This is a genomic window from Phytobacter ursingii (assembly GCF_001022135.1).
Taxonomy (GTDB): domain Bacteria; phylum Pseudomonadota; class Gammaproteobacteria; order Enterobacterales; family Enterobacteriaceae; genus Phytobacter; species Phytobacter ursingii.
This window is the reverse complement of record NZ_CP011602.1, coordinates 1197392-1220553: the sequence shown is the minus strand read 5'-3', so window position 1 is coordinate 1220553 and position 23162 is coordinate 1197392. Positions and strand designations below refer to the sequence as shown.

At 51.1% G+C, this 23162-nt stretch carries 28 protein-coding genes, 4 tRNA genes and 2 pseudogenes; 5 read left to right on the top strand and 29 right to left on the bottom strand.

The window, feature by feature from the left end; all coding sequences use genetic code 11:
• Window positions 1-101: 101 nt before the first annotated feature.
• The 17 genes and pseudogenes from AB182_RS09245 to AB182_RS09175 form a co-directional block, all read right to left on the bottom strand.
• Complete coding sequence (locus tag AB182_RS09245; protein WP_007374439.1) at window positions 102-947, bottom strand: DUF4942 domain-containing protein; 846 nt, start codon at window positions 945-947, stop codon at window positions 102-104.
• 80 nt (window positions 948-1027) lie between these two features.
• Window positions 1028-1159: pseudogene (locus AB182_RS32775) on the bottom strand (hypothetical protein); the annotation flags it as partial.
• A 69-nt stretch (window positions 1160-1228) separates the two neighbouring features.
• On the bottom strand, window positions 1229-1720 hold the full coding sequence (locus AB182_RS09240) for a DUF5983 family protein (RefSeq protein ID WP_007374438.1): 492 nt from the start codon (window positions 1718-1720) through the stop codon (window positions 1229-1231).
• A complete protein-coding gene (locus AB182_RS09235) occupies window positions 1717-2094 on the bottom strand; it encodes a TA system toxin CbtA family protein (RefSeq protein WP_007374437.1) in 378 nt (125 codons plus the stop codon). Before AB182_RS09235 ends, AB182_RS09240 begins: the two co-directional genes overlap by 4 nt.
• 99 nt (window positions 2095-2193) lie before the next feature.
• A complete protein-coding gene (locus tag AB182_RS09230) occupies window positions 2194-2568 on the bottom strand; it encodes a TA system toxin CbtA family protein (RefSeq protein ID WP_007374436.1) in 375 nt (124 codons plus the stop codon).
• Window positions 2569-2609: 41 nt separating this feature from the next.
• A complete protein-coding gene (locus AB182_RS09225; RefSeq protein ID WP_007374435.1) occupies window positions 2610-2969 on the bottom strand; it encodes a type IV toxin-antitoxin system YeeU family antitoxin in 360 nt (119 codons plus the stop codon).
• Window positions 2970-2991: 22 nt separating this feature from the next.
• On the bottom strand, window positions 2992-3213 hold the full coding sequence (locus AB182_RS09220; RefSeq protein WP_007374434.1) for a DUF987 domain-containing protein: 222 nt from the start codon (window positions 3211-3213) through the stop codon (window positions 2992-2994).
• A gap of 20 nt (window positions 3214-3233) precedes the next feature.
• On the bottom strand, window positions 3234-3716 hold the full coding sequence (radC, locus tag AB182_RS09215) for a RadC family protein (RefSeq protein WP_047369810.1): 483 nt from the start codon (window positions 3714-3716) through the stop codon (window positions 3234-3236).
• On the bottom strand, window positions 3713-3946 hold the full coding sequence (locus tag AB182_RS09210; protein ID WP_007374432.1) for a hypothetical protein: 234 nt from the start codon (window positions 3944-3946) through the stop codon (window positions 3713-3715). The genes radC and AB182_RS09210 overlap by 4 nt, the downstream gene beginning before the upstream one ends.
• Before the next feature lie 10 nt (window positions 3947-3956).
• A complete protein-coding gene (locus tag AB182_RS09205; protein ID WP_007374431.1) occupies window positions 3957-4436 on the bottom strand; it encodes an antirestriction protein in 480 nt (159 codons plus the stop codon).
• 16 nt (window positions 4437-4452) lie between these two features.
• Entirely contained in the window at window positions 4453-4707 is a 255-nt protein-coding gene (locus AB182_RS30410; protein WP_071532053.1) for a hypothetical protein, read from the bottom strand.
• Window positions 4707-5524: pseudogene (locus AB182_RS09200) on the bottom strand (DUF932 domain-containing protein). The gene AB182_RS30410 and the pseudogene AB182_RS09200 overlap by 1 nt, the downstream one beginning before the upstream one ends.
• Window positions 5525-5628: 104 nt before the next feature.
• On the bottom strand, window positions 5629-5862 hold the full coding sequence (locus AB182_RS09195; RefSeq protein WP_007374428.1) for a DUF905 domain-containing protein: 234 nt from the start codon (window positions 5860-5862) through the stop codon (window positions 5629-5631).
• Window positions 5863-5923: 61 nt separating this feature from the next.
• Window positions 5924-6466 (bottom strand): DUF4234 domain-containing protein, encoded by a 543-nt coding sequence (locus tag AB182_RS09190; RefSeq protein ID WP_047369809.1) that lies wholly within the window; start codon window positions 6464-6466, stop codon window positions 5924-5926.
• A 73-nt stretch (window positions 6467-6539) separates the two neighbouring features.
• A complete protein-coding gene (locus AB182_RS09185) occupies window positions 6540-7004 on the bottom strand; it encodes a hypothetical protein (protein ID WP_007374426.1) in 465 nt (154 codons plus the stop codon).
• A 56-nt stretch (window positions 7005-7060) separates the two neighbouring features.
• Window positions 7061-7456: a hypothetical protein gene (locus AB182_RS09180; RefSeq protein ID WP_007374425.1), complete on the bottom strand. Its 396-nt coding sequence runs from the start codon at window positions 7454-7456 to the stop codon at window positions 7061-7063.
• Between the two features lie 210 nt (window positions 7457-7666).
• Window positions 7667-8554 carry a GTPase family protein gene (locus AB182_RS09175; RefSeq protein ID WP_047369808.1) on the bottom strand — a complete coding sequence of 296 codons (888 nt, stop codon included), beginning with the start codon at window positions 8552-8554 and terminating at the stop codon, window positions 7667-7669.
• A gap of 333 nt (window positions 8555-8887) precedes the next feature.
• On the opposite strand from AB182_RS09175, the gene AB182_RS09170 reads away from it, so the two are divergent.
• The 3 genes from AB182_RS09170 to AB182_RS09155 all read left to right on the top strand — a co-directional run bounded on the left by AB182_RS09170 (window position 8888) and on the right by AB182_RS09155 (window position 12672).
• Window positions 8888-10336, top strand: coding sequence for a YfjI family protein (locus AB182_RS09170; protein ID WP_047369807.1), 1449 nt, complete (start codon window positions 8888-8890; stop codon window positions 10334-10336).
• A 312-nt stretch (window positions 10337-10648) separates the two neighbouring features.
• A protein-coding gene (locus AB182_RS09160; RefSeq protein WP_107224802.1) for an IS3-like element ISSen4 family transposase occupies window positions 10649-11769 on the top strand; the annotation gives its coding sequence in 2 pieces (ribosomal slippage) (window positions 10649-10907 and window positions 10907-11769; 1122 coding nt in all).
• Between the two features lie 815 nt (window positions 11770-12584).
• A tRNA-Ser gene (locus AB182_RS09155) sits at window positions 12585-12672 on the top strand.
• Window positions 12673-13881: 1209 nt separating this feature from the next.
• Here the strand turns inward: AB182_RS09155 and AB182_RS09150 are convergent.
• From AB182_RS09150 to uvrY, 6 genes are all read right to left on the bottom strand, one after another.
• Window positions 13882-13968, bottom strand: a tRNA-Leu gene (locus AB182_RS09150).
• A 12-nt stretch (window positions 13969-13980) separates the two neighbouring features.
• Window positions 13981-14054: transfer RNA gene (locus AB182_RS09145), tRNA-Cys, on the bottom strand.
• A gap of 52 nt (window positions 14055-14106) precedes the next feature.
• Window positions 14107-14182: transfer RNA gene (locus AB182_RS09140), tRNA-Gly, on the bottom strand.
• Window positions 14183-14331: 149 nt separating this feature from the next.
• On the bottom strand, window positions 14332-14880 hold the full coding sequence (gene pgsA, locus AB182_RS09135; RefSeq protein WP_047369806.1) for a CDP-diacylglycerol--glycerol-3-phosphate 3-phosphatidyltransferase: 549 nt from the start codon (window positions 14878-14880) through the stop codon (window positions 14332-14334).
• A gap of 56 nt (window positions 14881-14936) precedes the next feature.
• Entirely contained in the window at window positions 14937-16769 is a 1833-nt protein-coding gene (uvrC, locus tag AB182_RS09130; RefSeq protein WP_047369805.1) for an excinuclease ABC subunit UvrC, read from the bottom strand.
• On the bottom strand, window positions 16766-17422 hold the full coding sequence (uvrY, locus tag AB182_RS09125; RefSeq protein WP_047369804.1) for a UvrY/SirA/GacA family response regulator transcription factor: 657 nt from the start codon (window positions 17420-17422) through the stop codon (window positions 16766-16768). Before uvrY ends, uvrC begins: the two co-directional genes overlap by 4 nt.
• Before the next feature lie 356 nt (window positions 17423-17778).
• Here uvrY and AB182_RS33450 point away from each other — a divergent pair, with 356 nt between their 5' ends.
• Together AB182_RS33450 and AB182_RS09120 are read left to right on the top strand one after the other, a co-directional pair.
• Window positions 17779-17883, top strand: a complete 105-nt coding sequence (locus tag AB182_RS33450) for a hypothetical protein (RefSeq protein WP_425503146.1) — start codon at window positions 17779-17781, stop codon at window positions 17881-17883.
• Window positions 17884-18108, top strand: coding sequence for a DUF2594 family protein (locus AB182_RS09120; protein WP_047369803.1), 225 nt, complete (start codon window positions 17884-17886; stop codon window positions 18106-18108).
• A gap of 68 nt (window positions 18109-18176) precedes the next feature.
• Here AB182_RS09120 and sdiA read toward each other — a convergent pair whose 3' ends face one another.
• From sdiA to fliZ, 6 genes are all read right to left on the bottom strand, one after another.
• Window positions 18177-18899, bottom strand: coding sequence for a transcriptional regulator SdiA (gene sdiA, locus AB182_RS09115; RefSeq protein WP_047369802.1), 723 nt, complete (start codon window positions 18897-18899; stop codon window positions 18177-18179).
• 296 nt (window positions 18900-19195) lie between these two features.
• The gene (gene tcyN / locus AB182_RS09110) at window positions 19196-19948 is read right to left on the bottom strand and encodes an L-cystine ABC transporter ATP-binding protein TcyN (RefSeq protein WP_047369801.1); all 753 of its coding nucleotides are present in this window, start codon (window positions 19946-19948) and stop codon (window positions 19196-19198) included.
• Entirely contained in the window at window positions 19945-20613 is a 669-nt protein-coding gene (gene tcyL / locus AB182_RS09105; RefSeq protein WP_047369800.1) for a cystine ABC transporter permease, read from the bottom strand. Before tcyL ends, tcyN begins: the two co-directional genes overlap by 4 nt.
• A gap of 21 nt (window positions 20614-20634) precedes the next feature.
• Complete coding sequence (gene dcyD, locus AB182_RS09100) at window positions 20635-21621, bottom strand: D-cysteine desulfhydrase (protein WP_047369799.1); 987 nt, start codon at window positions 21619-21621, stop codon at window positions 20635-20637.
• Window positions 21622-21721: 100 nt separating this feature from the next.
• Complete coding sequence (tcyJ, locus tag AB182_RS09095; RefSeq protein WP_047369798.1) at window positions 21722-22522, bottom strand: cystine ABC transporter substrate-binding protein; 801 nt, start codon at window positions 22520-22522, stop codon at window positions 21722-21724.
• A gap of 84 nt (window positions 22523-22606) precedes the next feature.
• Window positions 22607-23158: a flagella biosynthesis regulatory protein FliZ gene (gene fliZ, locus AB182_RS09090; RefSeq protein ID WP_047369797.1), complete on the bottom strand. Its 552-nt coding sequence runs from the start codon at window positions 23156-23158 to the stop codon at window positions 22607-22609.
• Window positions 23159-23162 lie beyond the last annotated feature (4 nt).

Genomic DNA, 23162 nt, shown 5'->3' with positions numbered 1-23162 from the left:
CTTTTTCTTTTGTACGTCTTTTCGGTATGCCATCCAGTATGCCATTGCCGTCTGGCTTGCGCTGGCTCACTTGCGAAGGCATCGGACAGGGCACTCCCCTTTCATTTCGCTGCCAGTGCTCCCGGGTAGTGCCGGGCGATGATGTCATTCAGTTTATCGACCAACTCTGGTCGCTTAAAGGTTATATGGGCTGTTCCCTTTTGAAAGTATTTGATTGCAAACATTTCATCCTCGTACCGATTGCTGTGCCTGTCATCATGGATGTGATCACCTAACCGACGGGTAACGTCAGCGCGGTTGTCAGGTACGGGCTTCCCATCCAGAAGAATCAGCATGCGCTCCAGGTCTGCTAAACGATCGCGCTGCCAGCCCCAGCTGAGCCCAAATCCCCACCGGTCACATTTGACCAGCCCACTGACGATGATTTTCCTTCCAAATTTGCAAGGGCTGTTCGTCTTAAAATCCCAGCTAAGTCCTTTGAAGACGTTAATTACACCCCGTTCAAATACCTCGCCCTTATTCAGATGCAGTTGCTCGAATGTGTTGAGAATATTTTCTTCGCTTACGGCCGGAATATCCCCCTTTTCCAGGCTATTGTGCCACTCATCACGGGCCTGAGCATCCATCAGGCTCAGCATGTCGGAGCGCTTCATTAAATCCCGCCAGATGCCGCGATCGAGATTGCAGGTGATGGCTTTCATCGCCGCTTCTCTTTTTTCCATCAACCAGCAGCCGCAACGGAAATCTTGTTTCATAGCCCAGTCCAGAGCTGTTTTTCCGCCGATACTACGGGTCAGCGTCGAAATATCGTCAAGCTGCTGTATCAGCGTCTCAATCTGTGCAATCGCGGCATTACGTCCGGTGACTATACGCTCAATGCTGGTGGAGCAAATCACGTCGGTGTGACCGATTAAAACCTCGGGGTCGGTGAGAGTCAGTTCTGACATCATTTCTTTCCTTATATAAAGCAAAGCGCCAGTCGGTGAGGACTGGCGCTTATGCGCGTGCGTTGAGTATGGTTCGGTGGCTAATTTGTTCTGGCCTGTTGCAGAAGCTGCAGATGGCGGAGATCGCGAACGTTCTGTAATGCCTGTTCAATCTAGGGCAACAGGGCTGCTGAGTCGGTGTTGTCTTCGTCGTTATCGAAGATAATCTCGCTTCAGAATGTTGAGAGCGGCTTCAGTGGTTAATTCTGGCATTAGAACGCCTTGAGGTGATTGATGTTGAGTTACCAGTCAAAGGTGGTAAAACCCGGCAGCACTTCGCCAAAGGCATCCAGATGAATGATGCCAGCGGCGTAGCGACGGATAAGCGTCACCACTAACCGGCGGCAGGCTTTCGACAGACCGAGGCGTTTGAGGCGTAAAACCGGAAATGACCATGCGCCCAGGTAGAGCAGATAACCCGAGCCGGTATAGCTAATCCATTCCGACTCGCCAAAGTCTTCATGCTGGTGTGAATGGGTAAACAGCAGAGCATTGTCTTCAGCCGTGATATGCGCGGTGCTGCACTGAATGCCGTTAACGCGGGCGAGGGGCGGCAGCGGATCTTCAACAATCAGCTTGCCGGGGGCGTCAGCAACGCGAAGCGAATAACCGTTGTCACAGACTACATTGATCAGGTCAGCCAGTTCAATACCGTCAATATCTACAGCGTTCCGGCCCATATTGAGGGCCAGAACGTTGATGCTATCGGCTTCTGCCGTCAGGGATAACTTCATTGCTGCACCTCGCGATATTTACCGGTGGTGATGTCGGTAACGGCTTTATACCCGCTGCGGATCATCAGCCCGGTAGCCTTACGGGCGAGAAGAACATCGATGCTCCTGATAAGCGGTGACTGTGTTTCTGCGTTAAAACCGCGACGGTCCGTACGAACCAGGTCGTATTTCTCCACCATAAAGTTCACGGCGTCGCACAGTGAGAGCCCGGCGTTGATATGCTCCTGGATCACGCCATCGTTGCCAAACGGCGTGTCGTTCAGCGTCAGACCGTAGTGGCGGTCCAGCAGGCGGCTCAGGAGGCGCTGCCAGATCTCCACGGGTGACGGACGCGGATAAGCCTCCCGCGTTGAGGATAGTGATTGGGTTTGCATTGGGTTTACTCCATTAATAAGGCCGCGCCAGCCGTTACGACAACGGTTACTGCCGCTGGTGGTATCGCCTGTACCAGACGATGGTGTGATGGCGGGGAATTAGCTTCTGGCTGACGACTGTCCGCTGATGATGAGGATGTTGTTGCTGCCTTCCAGACCCATCGCGTTTTGGGCATTCCGGATATCTGCTGGTGTGAGCAGTGGTGAGACGGGCTGGAGTGATTTTCCCCGATTATCAGTGCGCTCCAGGTCGCAGTCTTCAGCCACCTCGTTCAGGGCATCAACCAGAGCATCACCGGCATCAATGCATTCCTGAATGGCATCGTCATCGCCAAACGGCGTGTCGTTGAGGGTAAGGCCGTAGTGACGATCCAGCAGATATGTCAGGAGGCGCTGCCACACGTAAATCGGTGATTTATGGGTTAACCGCTCAATCTCTGCGGCCCGTTTTGCGGAGACAGGATAAATTCTCATCGTTGGGTTCTCTTTGTGGGTTGGTGGTGCTACGGTAAGGTTTATGCGGCTGTTGCAGGCGTTGGGTAAAGCGCAATATAGACATAGCCGCAACTACCCAGGGTGTCGGCATCGCATGTCAACCCTTTTGCATATAACGTGACGCCGTGCTGGTGACAGGGATTGAGTTCACCGGAAATAAGCATTAGTTCAAGCTGCTTAAGCAGTACCGGAAACGCCTGATCGAGATGGCGTAAATCCGCGTCGCTAAATGTCCCGGTGATACTGCTACGGTCAGCCAGATAGTGCAGGCGGTTGCCCTCCTGCACCAGCCGTGCACCAAAGCACGGTGTGACGGTGTGGTTAAGTCCCCACCATGGCTCAGCGATATTGTGGCTGATGGAGGGTATTTTATTCGGCACTTTCGCACTCCTTAAATTAATGTTAATTGAGCGTGACGCTGCGTAATACGACATACGGACCATGGCGGTCCTGACGGCGTTCAGCGAAAACCGCGAGCACGCCGCTGATATCCTGTACTTCCCGACCGGCATAGTGGCAGATACTGCCGGACCACTTATATTTGCCGGTACAGAAGCGAAACAGCCGGGACTGCGGATGCTGGCGGTATATCGTCATCGCCTGACGCTTACTGATGATTTTCATAGGGTTAATCTCCTGTTGTGCTACATCCAGCCTCTATCTGCAAATGAGATAATATCCATGCCGCCAACCACCAGATGGTCCAGCAGGCGGATATCAACCAGTTCCAGTGCCTGTTTCAGGCGTTCTGTAATCTGCCTGTCGGCTTTACTGGGTTCGGCCTCCCCTGACGGGTGGTTATGCGCCAGAACGGCAGCAGCGGCATTATTTTTCAGACCGGATTTAACGACCTCACGCGGATGTACGGTGATACTGTTGATAGTTCCCAGAAATAGCGTGTCGAGGGTTATCAGGCGATGCTGGTTGTCGAGCCACAGGACGGTGAAGGCTTCACGCTCCAGTGTGGCAAGCTGCAGGCGCAGCCAGTCGCGGACGGCATGGCTGGAGGTAAATGATGCGCCGGGTTCGCGTAACTGACGCTCCAGCAGGGATAAAGCTTTCCGGATGGTCTGCTGTGCGATGGGGGTCATTCCCCCTGTGTCCGGGGGATATGTGGTGGTATTCATTTGCTTTTCCTGTTCGTTGATGTCTCCGGGTGAGATGCGTTGTACAGTTTCCCGACAACGGAGAATTCGTCGTGCATGGATTCGAACCATGACCAGATATGAAATACAGGGGTTCCCGTCGGAAAATGCAGGAAGGGTTCGTCGGTCACAACTTCTCCGTCCTCATCCCTGACCGTTGTTTTCCCCAGGCTATCCCACAGGGTATTCAGTTGAGACAGTTCGTACCGCATGGCGGGACGATCAGTCGATGATGTGCATAATGGCGCTGCATTCAGCATGCATGAGCGCGTAGTCCCGCAGATGGTAATAGTGCTCCGTCATGGCATCGCATTCGGTACGCATAGCGTGATGGCTGTATGTCATCAGACAAACCGCAATCCCGGCGGCTTCGCTGCTGAGTTCTGCGCCGTTGCCATTCATGCTGTTAAACAGCGTCCATTTCTCATCGTTGTTTCCGTTGGTTTCGGGTGCCATAAATGCGCCACTGTTGCTGAGTGAATAAAAGCGCCAGATACCTCCGCTGTAATCGGCACATAACCGGTCCATCCAGGCGAATATGCGGGGTTCAAGGGTTATCCACTGCGGTATGCTGCCAAAGTGTTGCGGCCAGAATCTGATACGCTGCTCGTCCTGTACAAGGGTGGCGGTCAGCGCTGGCGAAGAACCGGCAGGTTGTGGCGGTAACGGGAGGGTATCGTTAAGGTTAATAATGTCGGTCATGTTAGTTTTTCCTTATTTATTTATAGGGTTGGGGATGTTGGTTCAGCCGGAGTGAAGGGCAGGACTGCGCATAGCCGTCCGTATCACAGCATGAAGGCCAGTGTCCGTCGGGAATGCTCAAGCGGCAGAGGCTGAGTTCACCGGGACGATAAAGAAGGTGTGAGCACCAGGCGCACAGGTCGTCATCGGAGATGGAGCGGCTGCATGGATTGTCCTCCAGGGCCGTCGGATAAATGGTGGCCTGGTGGGCGTTATCAGGCAGAGGTAGCATCAGCTCAGCGCCTGCTGCAGTTCTTCTGCCATCACCCAGAGAGCCCGGTTGAGCTTAACGTCGCCGTCTATGCCTTTAACCGCCCGGGTATGGCTGCGTTTGCCTTTGGCGGTACGACCTGGCAGACCACCTTTCAGCAGATTCTCCTGGCAACGATTGAAAACTGACCACAGGTCGTTCTGACGGTCTTCATAGCGGCGGGGCGTCAGTATCTGGGATGCTGTCACCGGTTGGTGCTCATCACCGAAGCGGTACGTCAGCGCGGCTTTTGCAAAAGCCTGTTGTGCCGGTGGCTGTAACAAAAGCGATTCCATCGCATCGCGCTTCTCTTCCACCCGGTCAAAGATGCCCAGTACTTCGTAAGCCCCTTCAATGACTTTTCCACAACGTTCCCCCGGTGCGGCACTCTGATTTCGCCAAATGACTGTCCGCAGACGAGCGAATTCGTACATACGCTTCGGAATATTCCCGGAAGTAACTGAAAACTGGACTCACCACCATGAGAATTCAGGATGATGATTTCCGGCACCTGCTGATCGTTTATCTGACCGGCGCGACGCAGGCGGAGCATATGCTTTGTGTGCTCCCGGCGGTCCGGATCACGCACGCGTGACTGGCAGGCAAAGAACGGCTGGAACCCTTCGCGCTGCAGGTTTTCCAGCAGAGTAATGGTGGGAATAAACGTGTACTTTACACTCCGTGAAGCATGTTTATCTTCACCGAATACACTGGGGACATGATGCATCAGTTCTTCGCGGGTTAAGGGACGATCCCGGCGTATCTGGTTTATCCGCCCGAAACGGCTTGCTAAGCGCATAGTGAGTACCTCTGTAGTTGATTAAACGGCATAAACAAAAAAGCCATGCTCCGGTGGGAACATGGCCTGTTGGTGTGATTGCTGGTGGGGGGAACTACGGTAAGTCAGTGTCGGGGTATGCCGTGGCTGAGCAGATAGCGGTTCAGCCAGTATCCGGCATCGGCTTCAAAATTCCATGCCCGCCAGATCAACTGCCCCTCGCTGTCGCGAATGACCAGCCGAAACTGGTTCCCATGGTCGTCTTCGAGGGTTAGGTTAGTGTACTGCGTGGCGACGGCTGTCGCCTGCTCACGGGTGAACGAACCGGGTGGTAACGGCGTATTGTCAGTGTCCTTCATGATGAGTTCCTCTGATACCTGACACAAAAACCCGGGGTCTCTGGCTAAAGCAGTGATTAACTTACTGCGGGGGTTGCGCTGTCGTTGCTGTCGTGATGGGACCCTGTGGCGCTGCAGGCGCGGCGGTTGCGCCATGAATAATCTGGTGCTTCGTCAGTGCCTGCTGCATGTCGTTGATACAGTACGTGATGTAGAAAACGTTAAAGATAACGGTATAGAAGGCATTCATCTTCAGGTCGAAGCGGAAGGTGTTCAGCGCATAGTGGCGCAGGGCGTCTCTGGCCTTAAAGGCCCAGACCACATACATTACCGCACAAGCGAGCGACAGAATACCGCTTAACGCCAGCAATGTATCGCTGGTCGGGTCATAGCCGTAAACGTCAGACGACACCATGCTGGCTAACTGGCGACTGATGCCAAAGCAGACGGCGAGCCAGATGATGAACAGATGACCGCTGACCGGGTAGCCGGTGGTGTCACTGATGGTATCCTGCTTTTTATACAGCCAGAGCAGCGGCCAGACGCCACAGGTGACGAGAGTCAGTAAAACAAAATGCAGGGTGCGGGTGTTCAGCCGCTGGCTGAGAGTGGTGATATCCGTCATCGGGAGATTCCTTGTTTGTACAAGTATGCGGGTGAAAATGAGAATATGTGGGGTGGTATTGCCCTGGAGTGCATTACGGCACGTCAAACTTCGCCACGCAGCCGTTATCGCCGAACGCAGGTATGACTCCGGCAGCGCCCTTAAGCGTGAAGACCGCCGGTTTGACGCCGCTGCCTGAGACGATCACGCGCTTACCGGTTCGCAGCTTGTTCCACGCCCACATCAGGTTACTTTCGCCGACATGGGATTCGCTTTCACTGATATTGGCTTCTTCATCGTTATCGATTTTCATGGTCAGGTGCTGACCGCTGTCCATGCTGACCTGATGGCCGTTCGCATCGGTAAAGATGATGGTGGCAGCCTGTGAGCCAGAACTGTCGCAGGCGAGGTACAACTGTGACTGTCCTTTGCCGAGGATGGTGTATTCCGCCGTACCCTGTGCGAAGCCGCTGGCCCAGGTATCGTGATTACCAAACGCCAGCGCCTGGCCGGAGAAGCAAAGCGCGAGGGTAAGAGGCACAATCGATTTAAATAACATAATATTTTTCCTTTAATAAACAATACGAAATATGTGGAGCTGAGGTGAAATACGGGTTATTCACTGACAGTGAAGGTGCCCTTGTCCGTAAACACCCTGGCTTCCACGAAACGGCAGTTGATACCCTTCTGCTGGAGAGGATTACCAAAATGCCAGGTCAGCCCGTCGGCAAACTGCATGGTGGTGGGCGTAAACGTGCCTTTTTTAGGTATCCATCCGTCAACGGTAATGCCCTGGTAGGTGATGCTTCCCTTTGTCAGCAACAGACACCGGCCCCGGTTAACGTCAATGTTCTTAATCTGAACGCTGTCTGTTTTAGCGGTTACTGTGACCAGCAGCTCAAAGCCACTGGGCTGAACATCGACCTTAATGATGTCATTTTCAGCGGCTACGGATGTCGCAGACAGGGTTGCCAGCAGCGCCATGGCTGCGACGGTATAAAATATGTTCATGAGTCTCCTTACGGTGTGGCGAAGCCTGCGATACATCGCATTGATTTATAATGAATAAAAACGTAATAACACGGGCCCCCGCGAATTATGTAACTGCCGGGGTTATCAGGTACAGCTATTAATATCGATCGGGGCGATCGACAAAATCGATCGTCATTGAACAAAAACACTTGTCGATACACGTTTTCAGGCTTATCGACAGTGAAGAAGTTAACTGAAGAAAAATCCCCACAGGGATCGCGCTGCACGGGCGACGGTGTGGGTGACGGCATGCAGCGCCAAACGGGCTACCTGCGGCAGCGGGGCCAGGTCAATGACTTTATCAATCACCTCCACCACGGCATCGCCAAAGCTGCCGCTGGCGGTACTGATAACGGTATCAGTGCGATACCCGGTCTGCAGGTGGGGAACCAGTGGACTGCGGGCCTGCTTTGGGAGGCGTGTAATCATGGCCTCCACCAGGCGCGACAGTCGGTAACGCCCCCGGACAGAGACCGGCAGAATATCTATTTCTGCTATCTGCAACTGACGTGCCACGGCCTGCTGTTTCTGCGCAATACGTTCTGCCTGTAACGCCGAGGGCTGAGCCGATAGCCAGCGCCACTGCTCGGCGGGTTCGGTTTTGTCCACCTGGTTAAGTATCCACAGCACTGGCGGCAGCGGTCCACTGAACTGCGCGAAGACGTCCTGATAAAACTGCTCTTCCACTGCAAATGCACGGTCATCGGCCTTGAGTACCCACAGCACCATATCGAGCTGTGGCATGAGCTCCTGGTACAGCTCACGGTATTCTCCATCGCGGGTAATACTCTCGCCAACACCGGGCAAATCGACCAGCGTCAGGTAATGTCTGCCAAAACGCAGCCGGACACGCTGTGGCTGGCGAGTACAGGCATCAACGGCGTTAACAGCACAGATGTCGCTGCGAAATAGAGCGTTACACAGCGAGGATTTACCGACGCCGGTTTTCCCCATAATACCAATCACAGGTTCATACGTGACCAGCTGGTTAAGCTCCTGCAGCAAATGCTGGCGTAGTGCATGTGGGTAACGCCGCAGATGGCGTCGAATAAGGGCGTAGCCTGAGGGATGTTTCATATCGGCCTCTGAATGAAAAAGGCCATCCGGAGGGGATGGCCTGTTAAATTGAAACGGGTGGGAATTCAGTAAGGTGATATATAACTGATAATTGTTTAAAAACCGCCCTGCCCTCATATTAACTGGCAGGATATTACCAGGTAGATGGCATTCATCTTTTTTGTTTTTCTGATAAAGAAAGCACCGACAAATGAAATTTCCGGAAACGGCTACTTCACTAATTTAGTCCAACGCTGTCGAATTGGACTAAACATCAGTTTTTTATATTGACTTGCGATTGTATTCTGCGATTAATTGTCAACTCCAGAAACAACATATTCAGCAGGTATCGTAATGAAAGACTTTCCATTTAATGCTTTCCCAGGACTATTGCGCGAAACTATTTTTGATATTGAGGATGTTACACAGGCACCACCTGAATTAATTGCATCCGCAGTTTTAAGTGCATTGTCCCTGGGATGCCAGAGCCTGATTAATGTAAAAATCAATGACACTATAGTCTCACCGGTGTCATTGTACTCATTCGTGATAGCAGAGTCTGGTGAGCGAAAAACGACAGTGGATAAACTGGTATTCAAGCCTTTTCATGAGCATGATCTACGTGTATTACTCCAGTATGAAGAGCTGCAAAAAGAACATGAGCGTAGCTCTAAAATATGGCACAAGAAAGAAAATGCACTCCTGAAATGTGTCGATAAAGCCACTATAAAAGGAAAATGTACAGATGAGTTTTCACGGCAGTTAAAGGCGTTATACGCTGAAAAACCAGAACCCCCAAAAGCCAGAAGATTTATTTATAATAACACTACACCGGAAGCCCTGCAGTTTGCAATGTACACTCACTCGCCGCAAACAGGGCTAATAACCGATGAAGGTGCTAATATACTTAACAGACAGACCATGGCTGACTTTGGTTTTATTAATCCAATGTGGGATGGAGGTGATTTTCAGGTTGAGCGTAAAACAACACCGAGTTTTACGCTCAGAAATGGACGTATTACATTGCTGGTCATGGTACAAAAAGCAATATTTGATGGCTATTTAAAACGTCAGGGTGAATCTGCGCGCGGAAGTGGTTTTTTTGCACGTTGCTTTGTCTTGTATATTGATGAGAATTTATCGACACAGGGCCAGCGCCTGATTCGTCGTCAATCCAGTCTTCAGTCAGGTGACCTGAAATATCTTAATTGCTTCTACAAGCGTATGAATGAACTGGTAGAAAAAAGTGTCTCTCAACATGGGACCGGGCATCAGACATGTTTATCCTTCGAACCTCCGGCTCAGGAGGCATGGGAGAGAATTTACAATAAAATAGAGCGTCGACTGGGGCCGGATGGAGACTATGAAAACCTGAAAGATTTTGCATCCAAAATTCTAAATAATACTGCACGCGTAGCCGCTCTATTGAGTTATGTTACAGAGGGTGAATGTGCGATAAAAAAAGAATATGTCGAAAATGCCTGGTTGCTGTGCGAATGGTATATGCAACAGGCGATAACACTCTTTGGCAATGAGGAGGACTATTATGAAGCACTGTTATTGTCGTGGCTGCGTCGGGAGTATTCACGCTCATGGAAAAATGTTGTCCGATATAATGATATCCGAAATGCCGGGCCTAATGTGTTACGTAAGGGTAAGTTACTGGACAGGGTGATTGACAGACTTGAAAAGGAAGAGGTGATAGATATTGATTACTCAACGTATGGTGCCCGAAAGGTCTATAAAGGCCGTCATTTTGATAACAATCCATTTACAAAACATGCAGCATATCAGCACTACTGAGCCCCGGTAATTGCGATCAGTCGCAATTACCGGAGGGAGGAGCCTGTGGAAAATGACAAAAACGGGCAAAAACTAATATCAGAGTGAAATCATTAGCTTGCTTTCTATTGGTATGAGTTTTACCCAGATGGCAGTGCTTATTGTTATATTTTTACTGATGGCATTACTGTCGGTATAGTAATATAGGTTTATTCGTAATATATACCTATTACTGGTGTACATGTTGTTATTAATATATCTATGACCTGCTCCCCGTTGATTAGTACACCCCGATGTTAGTAATGTCTTCATAAGCCACATGAGGACATCCCCATGAAGAAGCGTTTTTCCGACGAACAGATCATCAGTATTCTCCGCGAAGCCGAAGCTGGGGTACCCGCCCGTGAACTCTGCCGCAAGCATGCCATTTCCGATGCCACGTTTTACACCTGGCGTAAGAAGTATGGCGGTATGGAGGTGCCTGAAGTTAAGCGCCTGAAGTCGCTTGAGGAAGAGAACGCCAGACTCAAGAAGCTGCTTGCCGAAGCCATGCTGGATAAAGAGGCGCTTCAGGTGGCTCTTGGGCGAAAGTACTGACGACAGACCAGAAGCGGGAAGCCGTGATGTTGATGTGTGATGCGACCGGTCTGTCGAAACGTCGTGCCTGCAGGCTTACAGGTTTATCCCTGTCGACCTGCCGCTATGAGGCTCACCGTCCGGCTGCTGATGCGCATTTATCAGGGCGCATCACTGGGCTGGCACTGGAGCGCAGGCGTTTTGGCTACCGTCGTATTTGGCAGTTGCTGCGCCGTGAAGGGCTTCATGTTAATCATAAGCGTGTGTACCGGCTTTATCACCTCAGTGGCCTGGGCGTAAAACGCAGAAGACGTCGTAAAGGGCTGGCAACAGAACGTCTGCCGCTGCTCCGTCCGGCGGCGCCCAATCTGACCTGGTCGATGGATTTCGTCATGGACGCACTTTCCACCGGTCGCAGGATCAAGTGTCTTACCTGCGTCGATGATTTCACAAAGGAATGCCTGACGGTCACTGTTGCCTTTGGGATTTCAGGCGTTCAGGTCACGCGTATTCTGGACAGCATTGCACTGTTTCGAGGCTATCCGGCGACGATAAGAACTGACCAGGGGCCGGAGTTCACTTGCCGTGCACTGGATCAATGGGCCTTTGAGCATGGTGTTGAGTTGCGCTTAATCCAGCCGGGCAAGCCAACGCAGAACGGATTTATTGAGAGCTTTAACGGACGATTTCGCGATGAATGTTTGAATGAGCACTGGTTCAGCGATATCGTTCATGCCAGGAAAATTATTAATGACTGGCGGCAGGATTATAACGAATGCCGCCCGCACTCCACGCTGAATTATCAGACACCGTCTGAATTTGCAGCGGGCTGGAGAAAGGGGCATTCTGAGAATGAAGATTCCGACGTTACTAACTGAGTGTTGTATCTAATCGTGGGGGCAGGTCATATCTGCTTACGCAATTCATGTGCCTGGTGGCGCGCTTCTGCCAACGAAACTTTCTGATATGGAGCAAGTCCTATACTCAGACTGTGGTGAACGACCCAGCCAGCTTTGTTTAGCTGTGTCCCCAGCGCGACACAAAGCACTCATGCACGAGAATAATCCGCGATCCGGAGATACAATACATCGACTCCCCTCACACCATAGCGACCTTCTGCTTTGAGTCAGGAAACAGCTAACGCAGTCAGTTCTCTGGCTTTCATTGGCATAACCACAACTTCCCTGTAATGCAATCCGTAAAACGCCGGATTTTAATGGATATTGCAATACATGCCTGGACAATAATTTCATTTATCCTGATGAAATTAAATAAGTAATACACTCATCAACAAACGTCTTTAGATATGATTATGGTGCCCCGCCTCACCGCCATCATTTCAGATGAGAGCCTGTACGAAAGTACGGGCTTTTTCTTTTATATCCCCCCAAAAGTGCAAACGCCAGCAATATGCCTTTATTCCCCTGACACTATTCCCCCCCAAAGGTGTGAGGAGATCGGTTCAGCGCGCACCTCATTTCCTGGCCCGGATAAGCGCCAGCGCATCCGGGAAAACTGACAATCTGGACTGATGCCACAAAGTAGAGCAGCGCATTATCAGCTTGTCATCCGCCGTCGTTGCTCACACCTTAAGCGAACAATCATCAATACCGAAAATATGCTTGACCGTTTTAGTGCAACTCCCTATAGTAGCGCCCCGTTGCCCCCCAGAGGTGTGGCATCAAAATAATGTGGTGAGGTGTCCGAGTGGCTGAAGGAGCACGCCTGGAAAGTGTGTATACGGCAACGTATCGGGGGTTCGAATCCCCCCCTCACCGCCATCATTTCAGATGAGAGCCTGTACGAAAGTACGGGCTTTTTTCTTTTATATTCTCCCGTACCTGGGGGATGAGAACCCCCGACCGGGGCTCGACAACCGGCGCCAGCCGGTTGGACAGATGACGAGCCGGCGAGGAATCTGCCCTCAGGGCGAGCGAAGCGAGTCAATCCCCCCCTCACCGCCATCATTCCAGATGAGAGCCTGTACGAAAGTACGGGCTTTTTTCTTTTATATTCCCCCGTACCGGGGGGATGAGACCCCCCGACCGGGGCTCGACAACCGGCGCCAGCCGGTTGGACAGATGACGAGCCGGCGAGGAATCTGCCCGCAGGGCGAGCGAAGCGAGTCAATCCCCCCCTCACCACCATCATTTTAGATAAGAGCCTGTACGAAAGTACGGGCTTTTTTTCTTTTATATTCCCCCGTACCGGGGGATGAGAATCCCCGACCGGGGCTCGACAACCGGTGCCAGCCGGTTGGACAGATGACGAGCCTGCGAGGAATCTGCCCGCTGCGACCTGCTCTCACATAACAGGATTAACATCTACATCCGTCTGGTGGGAGAAATAAGCCACACTCCGGATTACAACCATGCCTTCCCATGGTTCCGCATCTTCGCTAATGAATTCATTTCGCAGACAACTAACGCCCATGCAGCGCCAGAATGGTTGTGCAGTTTACCTGCTTAACCTGAGAGACAGCATCCCCTGGGGGCGCTTGTATCATAGAGGCGGCCTAATGTAGGCTGGGATCTACAGCAGATCATAAATTGCCCATTCCAGGACACAGAAAAACCGTGAGAGAAGCAATCTATCCAATAGCAGGCCCACTACTGGCTGCCCGTTCCAACTCTTAACTCTCTGAAATTGATGACCTTGCGGATGCTGAATCTGCAGAACGCCAGCGGATCGACTGGAATCCCCCCAAGTGAGCACAGCTCAGCAGCGCATCATTGCCCATTTTTAATGCGTTGATGTAGTTGATTATCGCCATTTTCATCTGGTACCAATCAACGACCAGATGATGCATCTCAGGTAACAATAGACGAGCGAAAAGTAAAAACTGACCTGTTATCGAATTTCAGGAAACGTGAATGTCCAGGAGTCCGCGGAAAAGCCTCTTTGGAAATGGTGGAGTAGAAAAACAAAAAAACCACCCGGAGGTGGTTTCACGACACTGCTTATTGCTTTGATTATTCTTATCTTTCCCATGGTACCCGGGGCGGGACTTGAACCCGCACAGCGCGAACGCCGAGGGATTTTAAATCCCTTGTGTCTACCGATTCCACCACCCGGGCTCGGGAAGAAATTGGAGGCGCGTTCCGGAGTCGAACCGGACTAGACGGATTTGCAATCCGCTACATAACCGCTTTGCTAACGCGCCAGAATCTTCATGCCTTTCAGCCAACACCCGCAATATGCCGATGCTTTTAAACTGGAGCGGGAAACGAGACTCGAACTCGCGACCCCGACCTTGGCAAGGTCGTGCTCTACCAACTGAGCTATTCCCGCAATATCAAGTTTTGTTCTAATCACTTGATTTTGTTATCTTCTGGCGAGCTACGCTGCCGTCCGATGCGATGCATTCTACTTACCTGACGCACTGAGTCAACGATATTTTTCAAAACCCGGATCGTTTGCTGAAAATTAACGCGAAACGATCACTGTTCAAGCAAATCTCCGCGGGCAGCGTTCAAATATTGCAACATCGACCACAGTGTCAGTACCGCAGCAATCAGGAAAAGGCCAATCCCCGCCCATTCGACCCATTCATTTGGACGCCAGAGCATCCAGACCAGTGCAGTCATTTGTGCGGTCGTTTTCACTTTACCGATCCAGGAGACGGCAACACTGTTGCGTTTACCCAATTCCGCCATCCATTCGCGCAGGGCCGAAATAATAATCTCGCGGGCAATCATGGTTGCCGCCGGGAGCGTCACCCACCAGGTGTGGTAATGCTCTGCTACCAGCACCATTGCGATAGCGACCATCACTTTATCTGCCACCGGATCCAGAAATGCACCAAAACGCGTACTCTGGTTCCAGCGGCGCGCAAGGAAACCATCAAACCAGTCGGTGACTGCGGCGACGAGAAAAATCAGCGCGCATGCAAACGAAGCCCATTGAAAAGGCAAGTAAAATGCCAAAACAAAAAATGGGATAAGGATGACGCGAAACAGGGTAAGCAACGTAGGGATATTAAATCGCATAATGACGGTAACTATCTGTTGTCAGTAAATTTTGACCCTATGTTGCTACAGAGCCCTTAATGTTTCAACGAGTAGTAGATCTTTTCTGCCAGACCTTGCGAGATGCCCGGCACTTTTGCAATTTCTTCAATACTCGCATTCAGCAAGCCCTGCAGCCCCCCCATGTACTTTAACAGTATCTGGCGACGCTTTGGACCAACGCCTTCGATGGTTTCCAGGGTACTGGTATTCTTCACCTTTGCCCGCTTTTTGCGATGCCCGCTGATCGCATGATCGTGCGACTCGTCGCGGATATGCTGTATCACATGCAACGCGGGGGAATCAGGAGGCAGACTAAACCCTTCGCCTTCCGGCTCAAAAAACAACGTCTCAAGCCCTGCTTTGCGGTCGGTTCCTTTCGCTACGCCCAACAGCAGTGGATGGTGTTTATCCCACGGAACATCGAGTTCAGCAAAAACCGTTTTGGCCTGCCCTAACTGCCCTTTCCCGCCGTCGATCAAAATCACATCCGGAATTTTATTCTCTTCAATCGCCTTCCCGTAACGACGACGCAGCACCTGGTTCATTGCAGCGTAATCATCGCCGGGCGTGATACCAGTGATGTTGTAACGCCGGTATTCCGCACGCACAGGCCCGTTGGCATCAAATACCACACAGGACGCCACCGTCTGCTCACCCATGGTATGGCTAATATCAAAACATTCCATACGCTTCACTTCAGGCAGTTTTAGCAAGGTTGCCAGCGCCGTCAGCCGCTGGTTGACGGTCGACTGCTGCGATAATTTCGTGCTAAGCGCCGTCGCGGCATTGGTACGCGCCAGTTTCAGGTAGCGTGCACGATCGCCACGTGGTTTGGTCTGCACGTTTACTTTGCGTCCGGCAAGCCCCGACAATGAATCCGCCAAAAGCGTTTTGTCATTGAGGTTAAAATCCAGCAGGATCTCACCCGGCAGAGTGCGCATCTGGCTCCCCTGCAAGTAAAACTGCCCGACAAAAGTTTCCACCACCTCACCAAGCTCAGTACCATTCGGCACTTTGGGGAAATAACTGCGGCTGCCTAATACCTTGCCCTGGCGAATAAAGAGCACATGCACACAGGCCATGCCAGCATCGAATGCCACGCCAATCACGTCCAGATCGTCGCCGGTGTTTGAGACAAACTGTTTTTCGGTTACCCGGCGCACGGCCTGAATTTGATCGCGAATACGCGCTGCCTCTTCAAATTCCAGCGCCTGACTGGCTTTTTCCATTCGGGCAATCAGTTTCGTAAGCACCTGATCATCTTTACCTGCCAGGAACAGACGCACGTAATCCACTTGCTGCGCGTACTCCTCTTCGCTGACGAGGCCAGCCACGCAAGGGCCCAGGCAGCGACCAATCTGATACTGCAGACACGGGCGCGAGCGATTGCGATAGACACTATTTTCGCATTGGCGAACGGGGAAAATCTTTTGCAGGAGCGCCAGTGTCTCCCTCACCGCGTAACCGTTTGGAAACGGGCCAAAGTACTCCCCTTTGGCATGCTTCGCACCACGATGCATCGCCAGGCGCGGATGTGTGTCGCCGCTCAGGAAGATAAAAGGATAGGATTTATCATCACGCAGTAATACGTTGTAACGCGGCTGATAAAGTTTGATGTAGTTGTGTTCCAGCAATAATGCTTCCGTCTCGGTATGCGTTACCGTGACATCAATCTGCTGGATCTGCGCAACCAGCGCCTCTGTTTTTCGCGAGGCGAGATTGCTGCGAAAATAACTGGAGAGGCGCTTTTTAAGATCTTTTGCTTTGCCAACATAGATAACCGTACCGCCGGTGTCATACATACGGTAGACACCCGGTTTGCTGGTCACTGTTTTGAGAAAGGCTTTTGAATCGAAAACTTCATTCACTGACTTGCTAACGTCTCCGCATTGCACAGACCATGGCGAATCGCCAGGTGAGTCAGCTCCACGTCACCATGAATGTTCAATTTACTGAACATGCGATAGCGATAGCTGTTCACCGTTTTGGGGCTGAGATTCAGTTGCTCAGAGATCTCATTGACCTTCTGACCTTTAGTGATCATCAGCATAATCTGCAATTCACGTTCAGACAAACTATCAAAGGGTGAGTCGGTTTTTTCCGGTTCAATCTGACTGAGAGCCATCTGCTGAGCAATATCAGACGCAATATATCGTTGTCCGGAATGGACGGAGCGAATCGCATTGACGACTTCTTGCGGTGCAGCGCCTTTGCTAAGATAACCTGACGCGCCAGCTTGCATCACTTTCGCCGGAAGCGGGTTTTCTGTATGGATGGTAAGCATGATGACTTTGGTGTCGATATTAGCGCGCGCAATCTTGCGTGTGGCTTCAAGGCCGCCGATGCCCGGCATGTTCATGTCCATCAACACAACGTCGACGGAATGTGCCCGGCACCATTTTACGGCATCCTCGCCGCAACAAACTTCGCCAGAAATTTTTATGCCTTTAATATCTTCGAGAATGCGTCGTATCCCTGCGCGCACCAGTTCGTGGTCATCAACAAGAAGTACGTTGATCAATGGAATATCTCCAGAAAAGGGATGACGCTGCTGCAAGCTAATTCTTCACATACTAACGGTTTTTGCCGCATTATTGAAAGTTAAAAATGCCACTCATTCGATTTTGGTCTCGTTTTTGGAAATTAACCTGTACATTTTGTGGAAACTTTCTTAACCCGCGCCGCATCAGGTTTGCGTGTTTAAAAGTGCTTTTCGGAAAGTTGACGGAACGCACTTTTTTTATTCTGCCGGGGAAATAGCAGCGGTACTTTGTAACAATAATTAACCGACGCTCTACCTCTATTAAACATATATTTTGCCTGCACTATTAAAATTAAATATTCGGTTAATGTTTAATTTAATAAACCAGATAACGCGTGCGCATAAAACAACCACTGCTATTTTTCCCCTGGCTTGTGGTATACTCCGCCGCTTTGACATTCACCGTCACGCTAAGCACGGTAACAGAACGAGGTAAATAAATGAGCACACCTGATTTTTCCACTGCTGATAATAACCAGGAACTGGCTCAGGAAGTCTCATGCCTGAAAACGATGATCACGCTGATGTTGCAGGCTATGGGGCAGGCTGATGCAGGTCGCGTCATCATTAAAATGGAAAAGCAGATCGCGACGCTGGAAGATGAAGCCCAGGCTGCGGTGTTCACCAACACGGTGAAGCAGATCAAACAAGCTTATCGCCAGTAAGTGAATCCGGCTGGCAGCACAAAAGCTGGCAGCCGGTATACGTCTGGCACGCAGAACGAAGATGCAGATCAGATGATTCCCGTTGCCGCCGCATAACAGGCAATCTGTGTTTTATTCGGCGCGTTGAATTTTTTCTGCATGTTCTTTTGGTGAAAATTCACCGTATTCTCAGATATGGACAAAATCATAGCGATTTCGGCCGATGTCTTCCCTTCCGCTGTCCATTTCAGAATTTCTTTCTCGCGCTTACTGAATTTCATTTCCGGCGCAATGACCATATTGTCTCCCAGTCGGGAAAGCGTGATCAGGCTGTGTTGAATCAGTGTTTGCAGGCGCAACTCAATCTCTTCATCATGCTCTGGATGATGAAGAATACTCGAGCGAGACACGGACAAGAATCCCAGTGCATGGTTTGGCAGCATCAAACACTGCGTTATCCCTTTACGTAATCCAAAATCCCGTGCGGTATTCCATAATTCCGGTGTCTCGTGAAATAATTTGTCATTCCACGGTAAATGCCCGTGAAGGAAATTCTCTGGTTTAAGTACCGGATCAATCGCGAAATAATTTTCAGCCTGATAATGTGCCATCCAGGCATCCGGGTACGTGGTGTGGACATTGATTTTCGGGCGCGTAAACGGCACCGGATGACGAACACACAGTGCAAAAAAATCAAATTCAAGCAGCTGCGTTTGCTGCTTTAATGTTGAATAGACCTCTTCCTTGTCGGTTATCTCCTGAAAACGTAGCAGCATTTCCCTGCGCCACGAGAAAAAATCATTATCCTGCATACTGACCGATATCACCCCTGACAATAATAATCATTATTATGGATACATTAAATTAACACATAAATCTTTTTTATAAGTGTAAAATATCGGTATTAGCGGAAATCAGTAAAAATTTTCGCAGGTTATGGCGAGCTGTGAAGGCAGAAGCTACTGTTTTTGCGGGAAAATGCGGCGACGGAGAGTGGCTAAATAGCGTTATTTGCAATGCATATGCTTTAAAGTGCGCTAATAAATTTAGCTTAAGTTGATACAACTCACCGATTCGAAAAGCGAGTCGCTGCCGAATCGGTGAGTCATTACTGCATCAGGAATTTTTCCAGAAATTGCTGTGTGCGTGGCTGCTGCGGATTCGCGAATAATGACTTCGCCGCACCCTGTTCGACAATGCGCCCCTGATCCATGAAGATGGCCCGGTCTGCGACATCGCGCGCAAAGCTCATTTCATGGGTAACAATGACCATCGTTCGTTTTTCCTGCGCCAGTTGCCTGATGGTATTGAGCACCTCTCCCACCAGCTCAGGATCCAACGCCGAGGTCGGTTCATCGAACAGGATGACATCCGGGCGCATCGCCAGCGCACGCGCAATCGCGACGCGCTGCTGTTGTCCGCCGGATAACCGCCGCGGATAACTGGTTTCTTTACCACTTAACCCTACTTTGGCCAGCAGCTCCCGCGCCCGTGCTGTCGCTTCATCCTTCGTTTCCCCTTTCACAATCACCGGCCCTTCGATGATGTTTTCCAGTACCGTGCGATGTGGAAAGAGGTTGAAGTTCTGGAACACGAAACCTACATGCTGACGCAGCTGGCGAATCAGGTTTTTCTGTTGTCCCAACGGCTTTACCATATCAATGGTCATATTGCCCACCCGAATCGTACCGCTCTCGGGCTGCTCCAGCAGGTTGATACTGCGCAATAGCGTGGTTTTTCCGGATCCGCTGGGGCCGATAATTGCCACCACTTCCCCTTGCGCCACCTCAAGATCGATACCGTGTAGCACCGTCTGACCGTGGAATTGTTTCACCAGGTTTTTCACTTCGATAGCACTCATTTCGGATCGCGCTCCTGACGGTTCAACTGGTTTTCAAAATAGTTCTGCAACGCAGAGAGCACTGTCGCCATAACCCAATAAATCAGCGAAGCGGCAAGATACATCGTGAACACTTCCAGCGTACGCGAAGTGATCAGCTGCGCCTGACGGAACAACTCCGGCACCTGAATCGTCGCCGCCAGCGAGGTGTCTTTCACCAGACTGATGAAGCTGTTAGAGAGCGGCGGCAACGCCACGCGCGCGGCTTGTGGCAGTATTGCGCGCCGTAACGTTTGCCACGGTGTCATGCCAATACTCGCGGCGGCTTCCCACTGCCCTTTATCGATAGACGAGATCGCCGCGCGCAATGTTTCCGAGGCGTAGGCGGCGGTATTGAGCGACAAACCGATCATTGCCGCCGGGATCGGATCCAGCTCAATGCCAAATTGCGGCAAGCCGTAGTAGATCATAAACAGCTGGGCGATAAGCGGCGTACCGCGAAAAATCGAGATGTAGACGCGTGCCAGCCAGCGTACAGGCAGCAGCGGCGACAAGCGCATTAACGCCAGTACAAACCCCAGCAGCAGGCCAAAGAACATGCCACCGATGCTCAGTTGCAGTGTAAATATCGCCCCTTTAAGCAGGAACGGCGCTGAGTCGAAAACCAGCTGTAGACTTTCTTGCATTATGGTTGTTCTGCCCGGAGATTAAACATGTGGGTGATAGGCAAACAGCGCCGGAGCGCCGCCGGTGTGGACAAACAAAATCGGGCCATCATCTTTAAAACGTTTCTGCTCAATTCCATCGATAAGACCCGCCATCGCCTTGCCGGTATACACCGGGTCGAGAAGAATACCTTCCAGCCGCGCCAGCAGTTTAACCGCTTCCATACCCTCATCATTAGGCTGGCCGTAGCCTGGCGCGAAATACTCATCCCATAGGGTAATCTCTGCGCTGGCCTTCACGTCCAGCAGCTGTGCAACCTCCTGTTGCAGGGTTACCACTTTCGGTTTTTGGTCAGCAACACTGCGCGATACCGTCACACCGATGAGCTCGACTTCCGGCAGAAGTTGTTCCAGGCCAATCGCCAGGCCGGCGTGCGTTCCGGCACTGCCCGACGCCACCACAACCGAAGAAAGCCCTACGGCACCTTCACACTGCTGAGCGATTTCCAACGCGCTTTCTACATAACCCAATGCCCCCAGCGCGTTCGAGCCGCCAACCGGGATCACATATGGGCGAAACCCCTGCGCTTCGATACGCGTTGCCAGCTCATCCAGTTGGCGTTTGGGATCGGTCAGCGCGTCGCACATTTCGATTTGCGTGTTGAACAGGTCCAGCAGCAGACGGTTACCGTTGCTCAGATAATTTTCTGCGGTCGTGCCAATCGGATTCTCCAGCAGCGCCACACAGTGAAGCCCGAGCTTCGCTGCCACCGCCGCCGTCTGACGCACGTGGTTAGACTGAATAGCGCCTGCGGTAATCAACGTGTCAGCCCCCTCGCGCAGCGCATCTGCGGCGAGAAATTCCAGCTTACGCAGCTTATTACCGCCCATCGCTATGGGGGTCACATCATCGCGCTTTATAAAAATGTCACGACCGAGGAAATCAGAAAAACGCGGCAGGTATTCCAGCGGTGTCGGCGCGCCGATAAATTCCAGTCGGGGAAAAAGGGTGAGATTTTGTAAGGACATTGATCCTCCGGTAGCGAGATAGGAATTGTTTTTATTATGCACGTATACCGCGCGTAAATAAAAAAGGCGCTGAATTTAGCGCCTTTTTCTTACGGAGAGATTACTTCGTTACATCTGCGCCGAACCATTTTTCCGATAGCGCTTTCAGAGTGCCGTCTTTCTGCATGTCGGCAATCGCCGCATCAATGGCTTTCAGCAGGTCTTCGTTACCTTTACGCAATGCGACACCCGCTTCCTGACGTGAGAAAGCATCCCCCGCAACGGCCAGCGTATTGTTGGTTTTTTTCACCAGATCGAGCGCGGCAAGACGGTCCACCAGAATGGCATCAATACGGCCTACGCGCAGATCCTGGTATTTTGTCGGATCATCATCGTAGGTACGGATATCCACGCCCTGCACATTGGCGCGCAGCCACTCTTCATAGTTGGTACCCAGACCCACGCCCACTTTTTTGCCTTTCAGATCGGCAGAGGATTTGATGCTCTCTTCATTGCCTTTTTTCACCAGTGCCTGAATACCCGAGACGGTGTAGGGGGTGGAGAAATCGTATTTTTTCTTACGTTCATCGGAGATAGTGACCTGGTTAATCACCACATCAATACGTTTTGAATCCAGCGACGCCAGCATGCCATCCCACTTGGTGGGTTTCAGCGCTGCTTTCACGCCCAAATGTTTCGCCAGCGCATCGGCAAATTCAACTTCAAAACCGGTAAGCTTGCCATCATCACCCTGAAAACTGAACGGCGGATAGGTGCCTTCCAGTCCAACCAGCAACGTGCCACGCTCTTTAACTTTATTCAGTAAATTTTCAGCGGCGAACGTTTTGACGCTCATCCCCGCAACCAGCGCGACTGCCATAACACCCATCAGCGCCTGACGACCCAAAAGTGCAAGTTTCATAGTGTCTCCGACCAGAAAATGAAGAGCGTAACGCACGGTACCTGAATCATTTTCAGGCACCTGTGCGTTACATTTTATTCATTTTTAATATATATCAGATCGAGCACCGACAGCGATCTTTTGCGCAACGTTAAAGCGTGCTTGTGCTTTAAATTGTGCGTACTTACGCAACGCGATACGGTAATTATTGGTACTGGTGGTGGGTAACCAGGGCTCCAGATTTTCATCAGGATACCCTTCGTCAAGAAGATCACGGGAGATATTAAGCTCACTTAAATGATTTCCCAGCCGGCGAAGACGGACAACGTATTCGCGCACCGTGCCATGGCTCATTTCAGTGTGATCGAAAAGGAATTGTTTAAATCCAATGATATCGAAGAAATCACTTTGCTCTTTGCAATGCAGGTCACCGCAGAATCGGCAGAGCGCTACCCATTCTTTTTGTTCCTGCAGCCAGGCAGCCTCATCCAGAAGCATATCCAGGCGTGATATTGCAATTTTGTTCACAATTTCGCCTCGACGCACCAGGGTGATGCGGTCGAGTAATTTGTGACAATGTGCGCAATGTGTTTGGCTGTGTTTAAAGTCTTTTAAATAGCGGCTTAATGGCCGTCTTTTAGGTTGCTGCACCGTCATGATA

What these genes read in the sequence shown, in the direction of transcription:
- AB182_RS09245 (WP_007374439.1), bottom strand. Translation starts at nt 947, where the DNA reads ATGTCAGAACTGACTCTCACCGACCCCGAGGTTTTAATCGGTCACACC.
- AB182_RS09240 (WP_007374438.1), bottom strand. Translation starts at nt 1,720, where the DNA reads ATGAAGTTATCCCTGACGGCAGAAGCCGATAGCATCAACGTTCTGGCC.
- AB182_RS09235 (WP_007374437.1), bottom strand. Translation starts at nt 2,094, where the DNA reads ATGCAAACCCAATCACTATCCTCAACGCGGGAGGCTTATCCGCGTCCG.
- AB182_RS09230 (WP_007374436.1), bottom strand. Translation starts at nt 2,568, where the DNA reads ATGAGAATTTATCCTGTCTCCGCAAAACGGGCCGCAGAGATTGAGCGG.
- AB182_RS09220 (WP_007374434.1), bottom strand. Translation starts at nt 3,213, where the DNA reads ATGAAAATCATCAGTAAGCGTCAGGCGATGACGATATACCGCCAGCAT.
- radC (WP_047369810.1), bottom strand. Translation starts at nt 3,716, where the DNA reads ATGAATACCACCACATATCCCCCGGACACAGGGGGAATGACCCCCATC.
- AB182_RS09210 (WP_007374432.1), bottom strand. Translation starts at nt 3,946, where the DNA reads ATGCGGTACGAACTGTCTCAACTGAATACCCTGTGGGATAGCCTGGGG.
- AB182_RS09205 (WP_007374431.1), bottom strand. Translation starts at nt 4,436, where the DNA reads ATGACCGACATTATTAACCTTAACGATACCCTCCCGTTACCGCCACAA.
- AB182_RS30410 (WP_071532053.1), bottom strand. Translation starts at nt 4,707, where the DNA reads ATGCTACCTCTGCCTGATAACGCCCACCAGGCCACCATTTATCCGACG.
- AB182_RS09195 (WP_007374428.1), bottom strand. Translation starts at nt 5,862, where the DNA reads ATGAAGGACACTGACAATACGCCGTTACCACCCGGTTCGTTCACCCGT.
- AB182_RS09190 (WP_047369809.1), bottom strand. Translation starts at nt 6,466, where the DNA reads ATGACGGATATCACCACTCTCAGCCAGCGGCTGAACACCCGCACCCTG.
- AB182_RS09185 (WP_007374426.1), bottom strand. Translation starts at nt 7,004, where the DNA reads ATGTTATTTAAATCGATTGTGCCTCTTACCCTCGCGCTTTGCTTCTCC.
- AB182_RS09180 (WP_007374425.1), bottom strand. Translation starts at nt 7,456, where the DNA reads ATGAACATATTTTATACCGTCGCAGCCATGGCGCTGCTGGCAACCCTG.
- AB182_RS09175 (WP_047369808.1), bottom strand. Translation starts at nt 8,554, where the DNA reads ATGAAACATCCCTCAGGCTACGCCCTTATTCGACGCCATCTGCGGCGT.
- AB182_RS09170 (WP_047369807.1), top strand. Translation starts at nt 8,888, where the DNA reads ATGAAAGACTTTCCATTTAATGCTTTCCCAGGACTATTGCGCGAAACT.
- pgsA (WP_047369806.1), bottom strand. Translation starts at nt 14,880, where the DNA reads ATGCGATTTAATATCCCTACGTTGCTTACCCTGTTTCGCGTCATCCTT.
- AB182_RS09120 (WP_047369803.1), top strand. Translation starts at nt 17,884, where the DNA reads ATGAGCACACCTGATTTTTCCACTGCTGATAATAACCAGGAACTGGCT.
- sdiA (WP_047369802.1), bottom strand. Translation starts at nt 18,899, where the DNA reads ATGCAGGATAATGATTTTTTCTCGTGGCGCAGGGAAATGCTGCTACGT.
- tcyN (WP_047369801.1), bottom strand. Translation starts at nt 19,948, where the DNA reads ATGAGTGCTATCGAAGTGAAAAACCTGGTGAAACAATTCCACGGTCAG.
- tcyL (WP_047369800.1), bottom strand. Translation starts at nt 20,613, where the DNA reads ATGCAAGAAAGTCTACAGCTGGTTTTCGACTCAGCGCCGTTCCTGCTT.
- dcyD (WP_047369799.1), bottom strand. Translation starts at nt 21,621, where the DNA reads ATGTCCTTACAAAATCTCACCCTTTTTCCCCGACTGGAATTTATCGGC.
- tcyJ (WP_047369798.1), bottom strand. Translation starts at nt 22,522, where the DNA reads ATGAAACTTGCACTTTTGGGTCGTCAGGCGCTGATGGGTGTTATGGCA.
- fliZ (WP_047369797.1), bottom strand. Translation starts at nt 23,158, where the DNA reads ATGACGGTGCAGCAACCTAAAAGACGGCCATTAAGCCGCTATTTAAAA.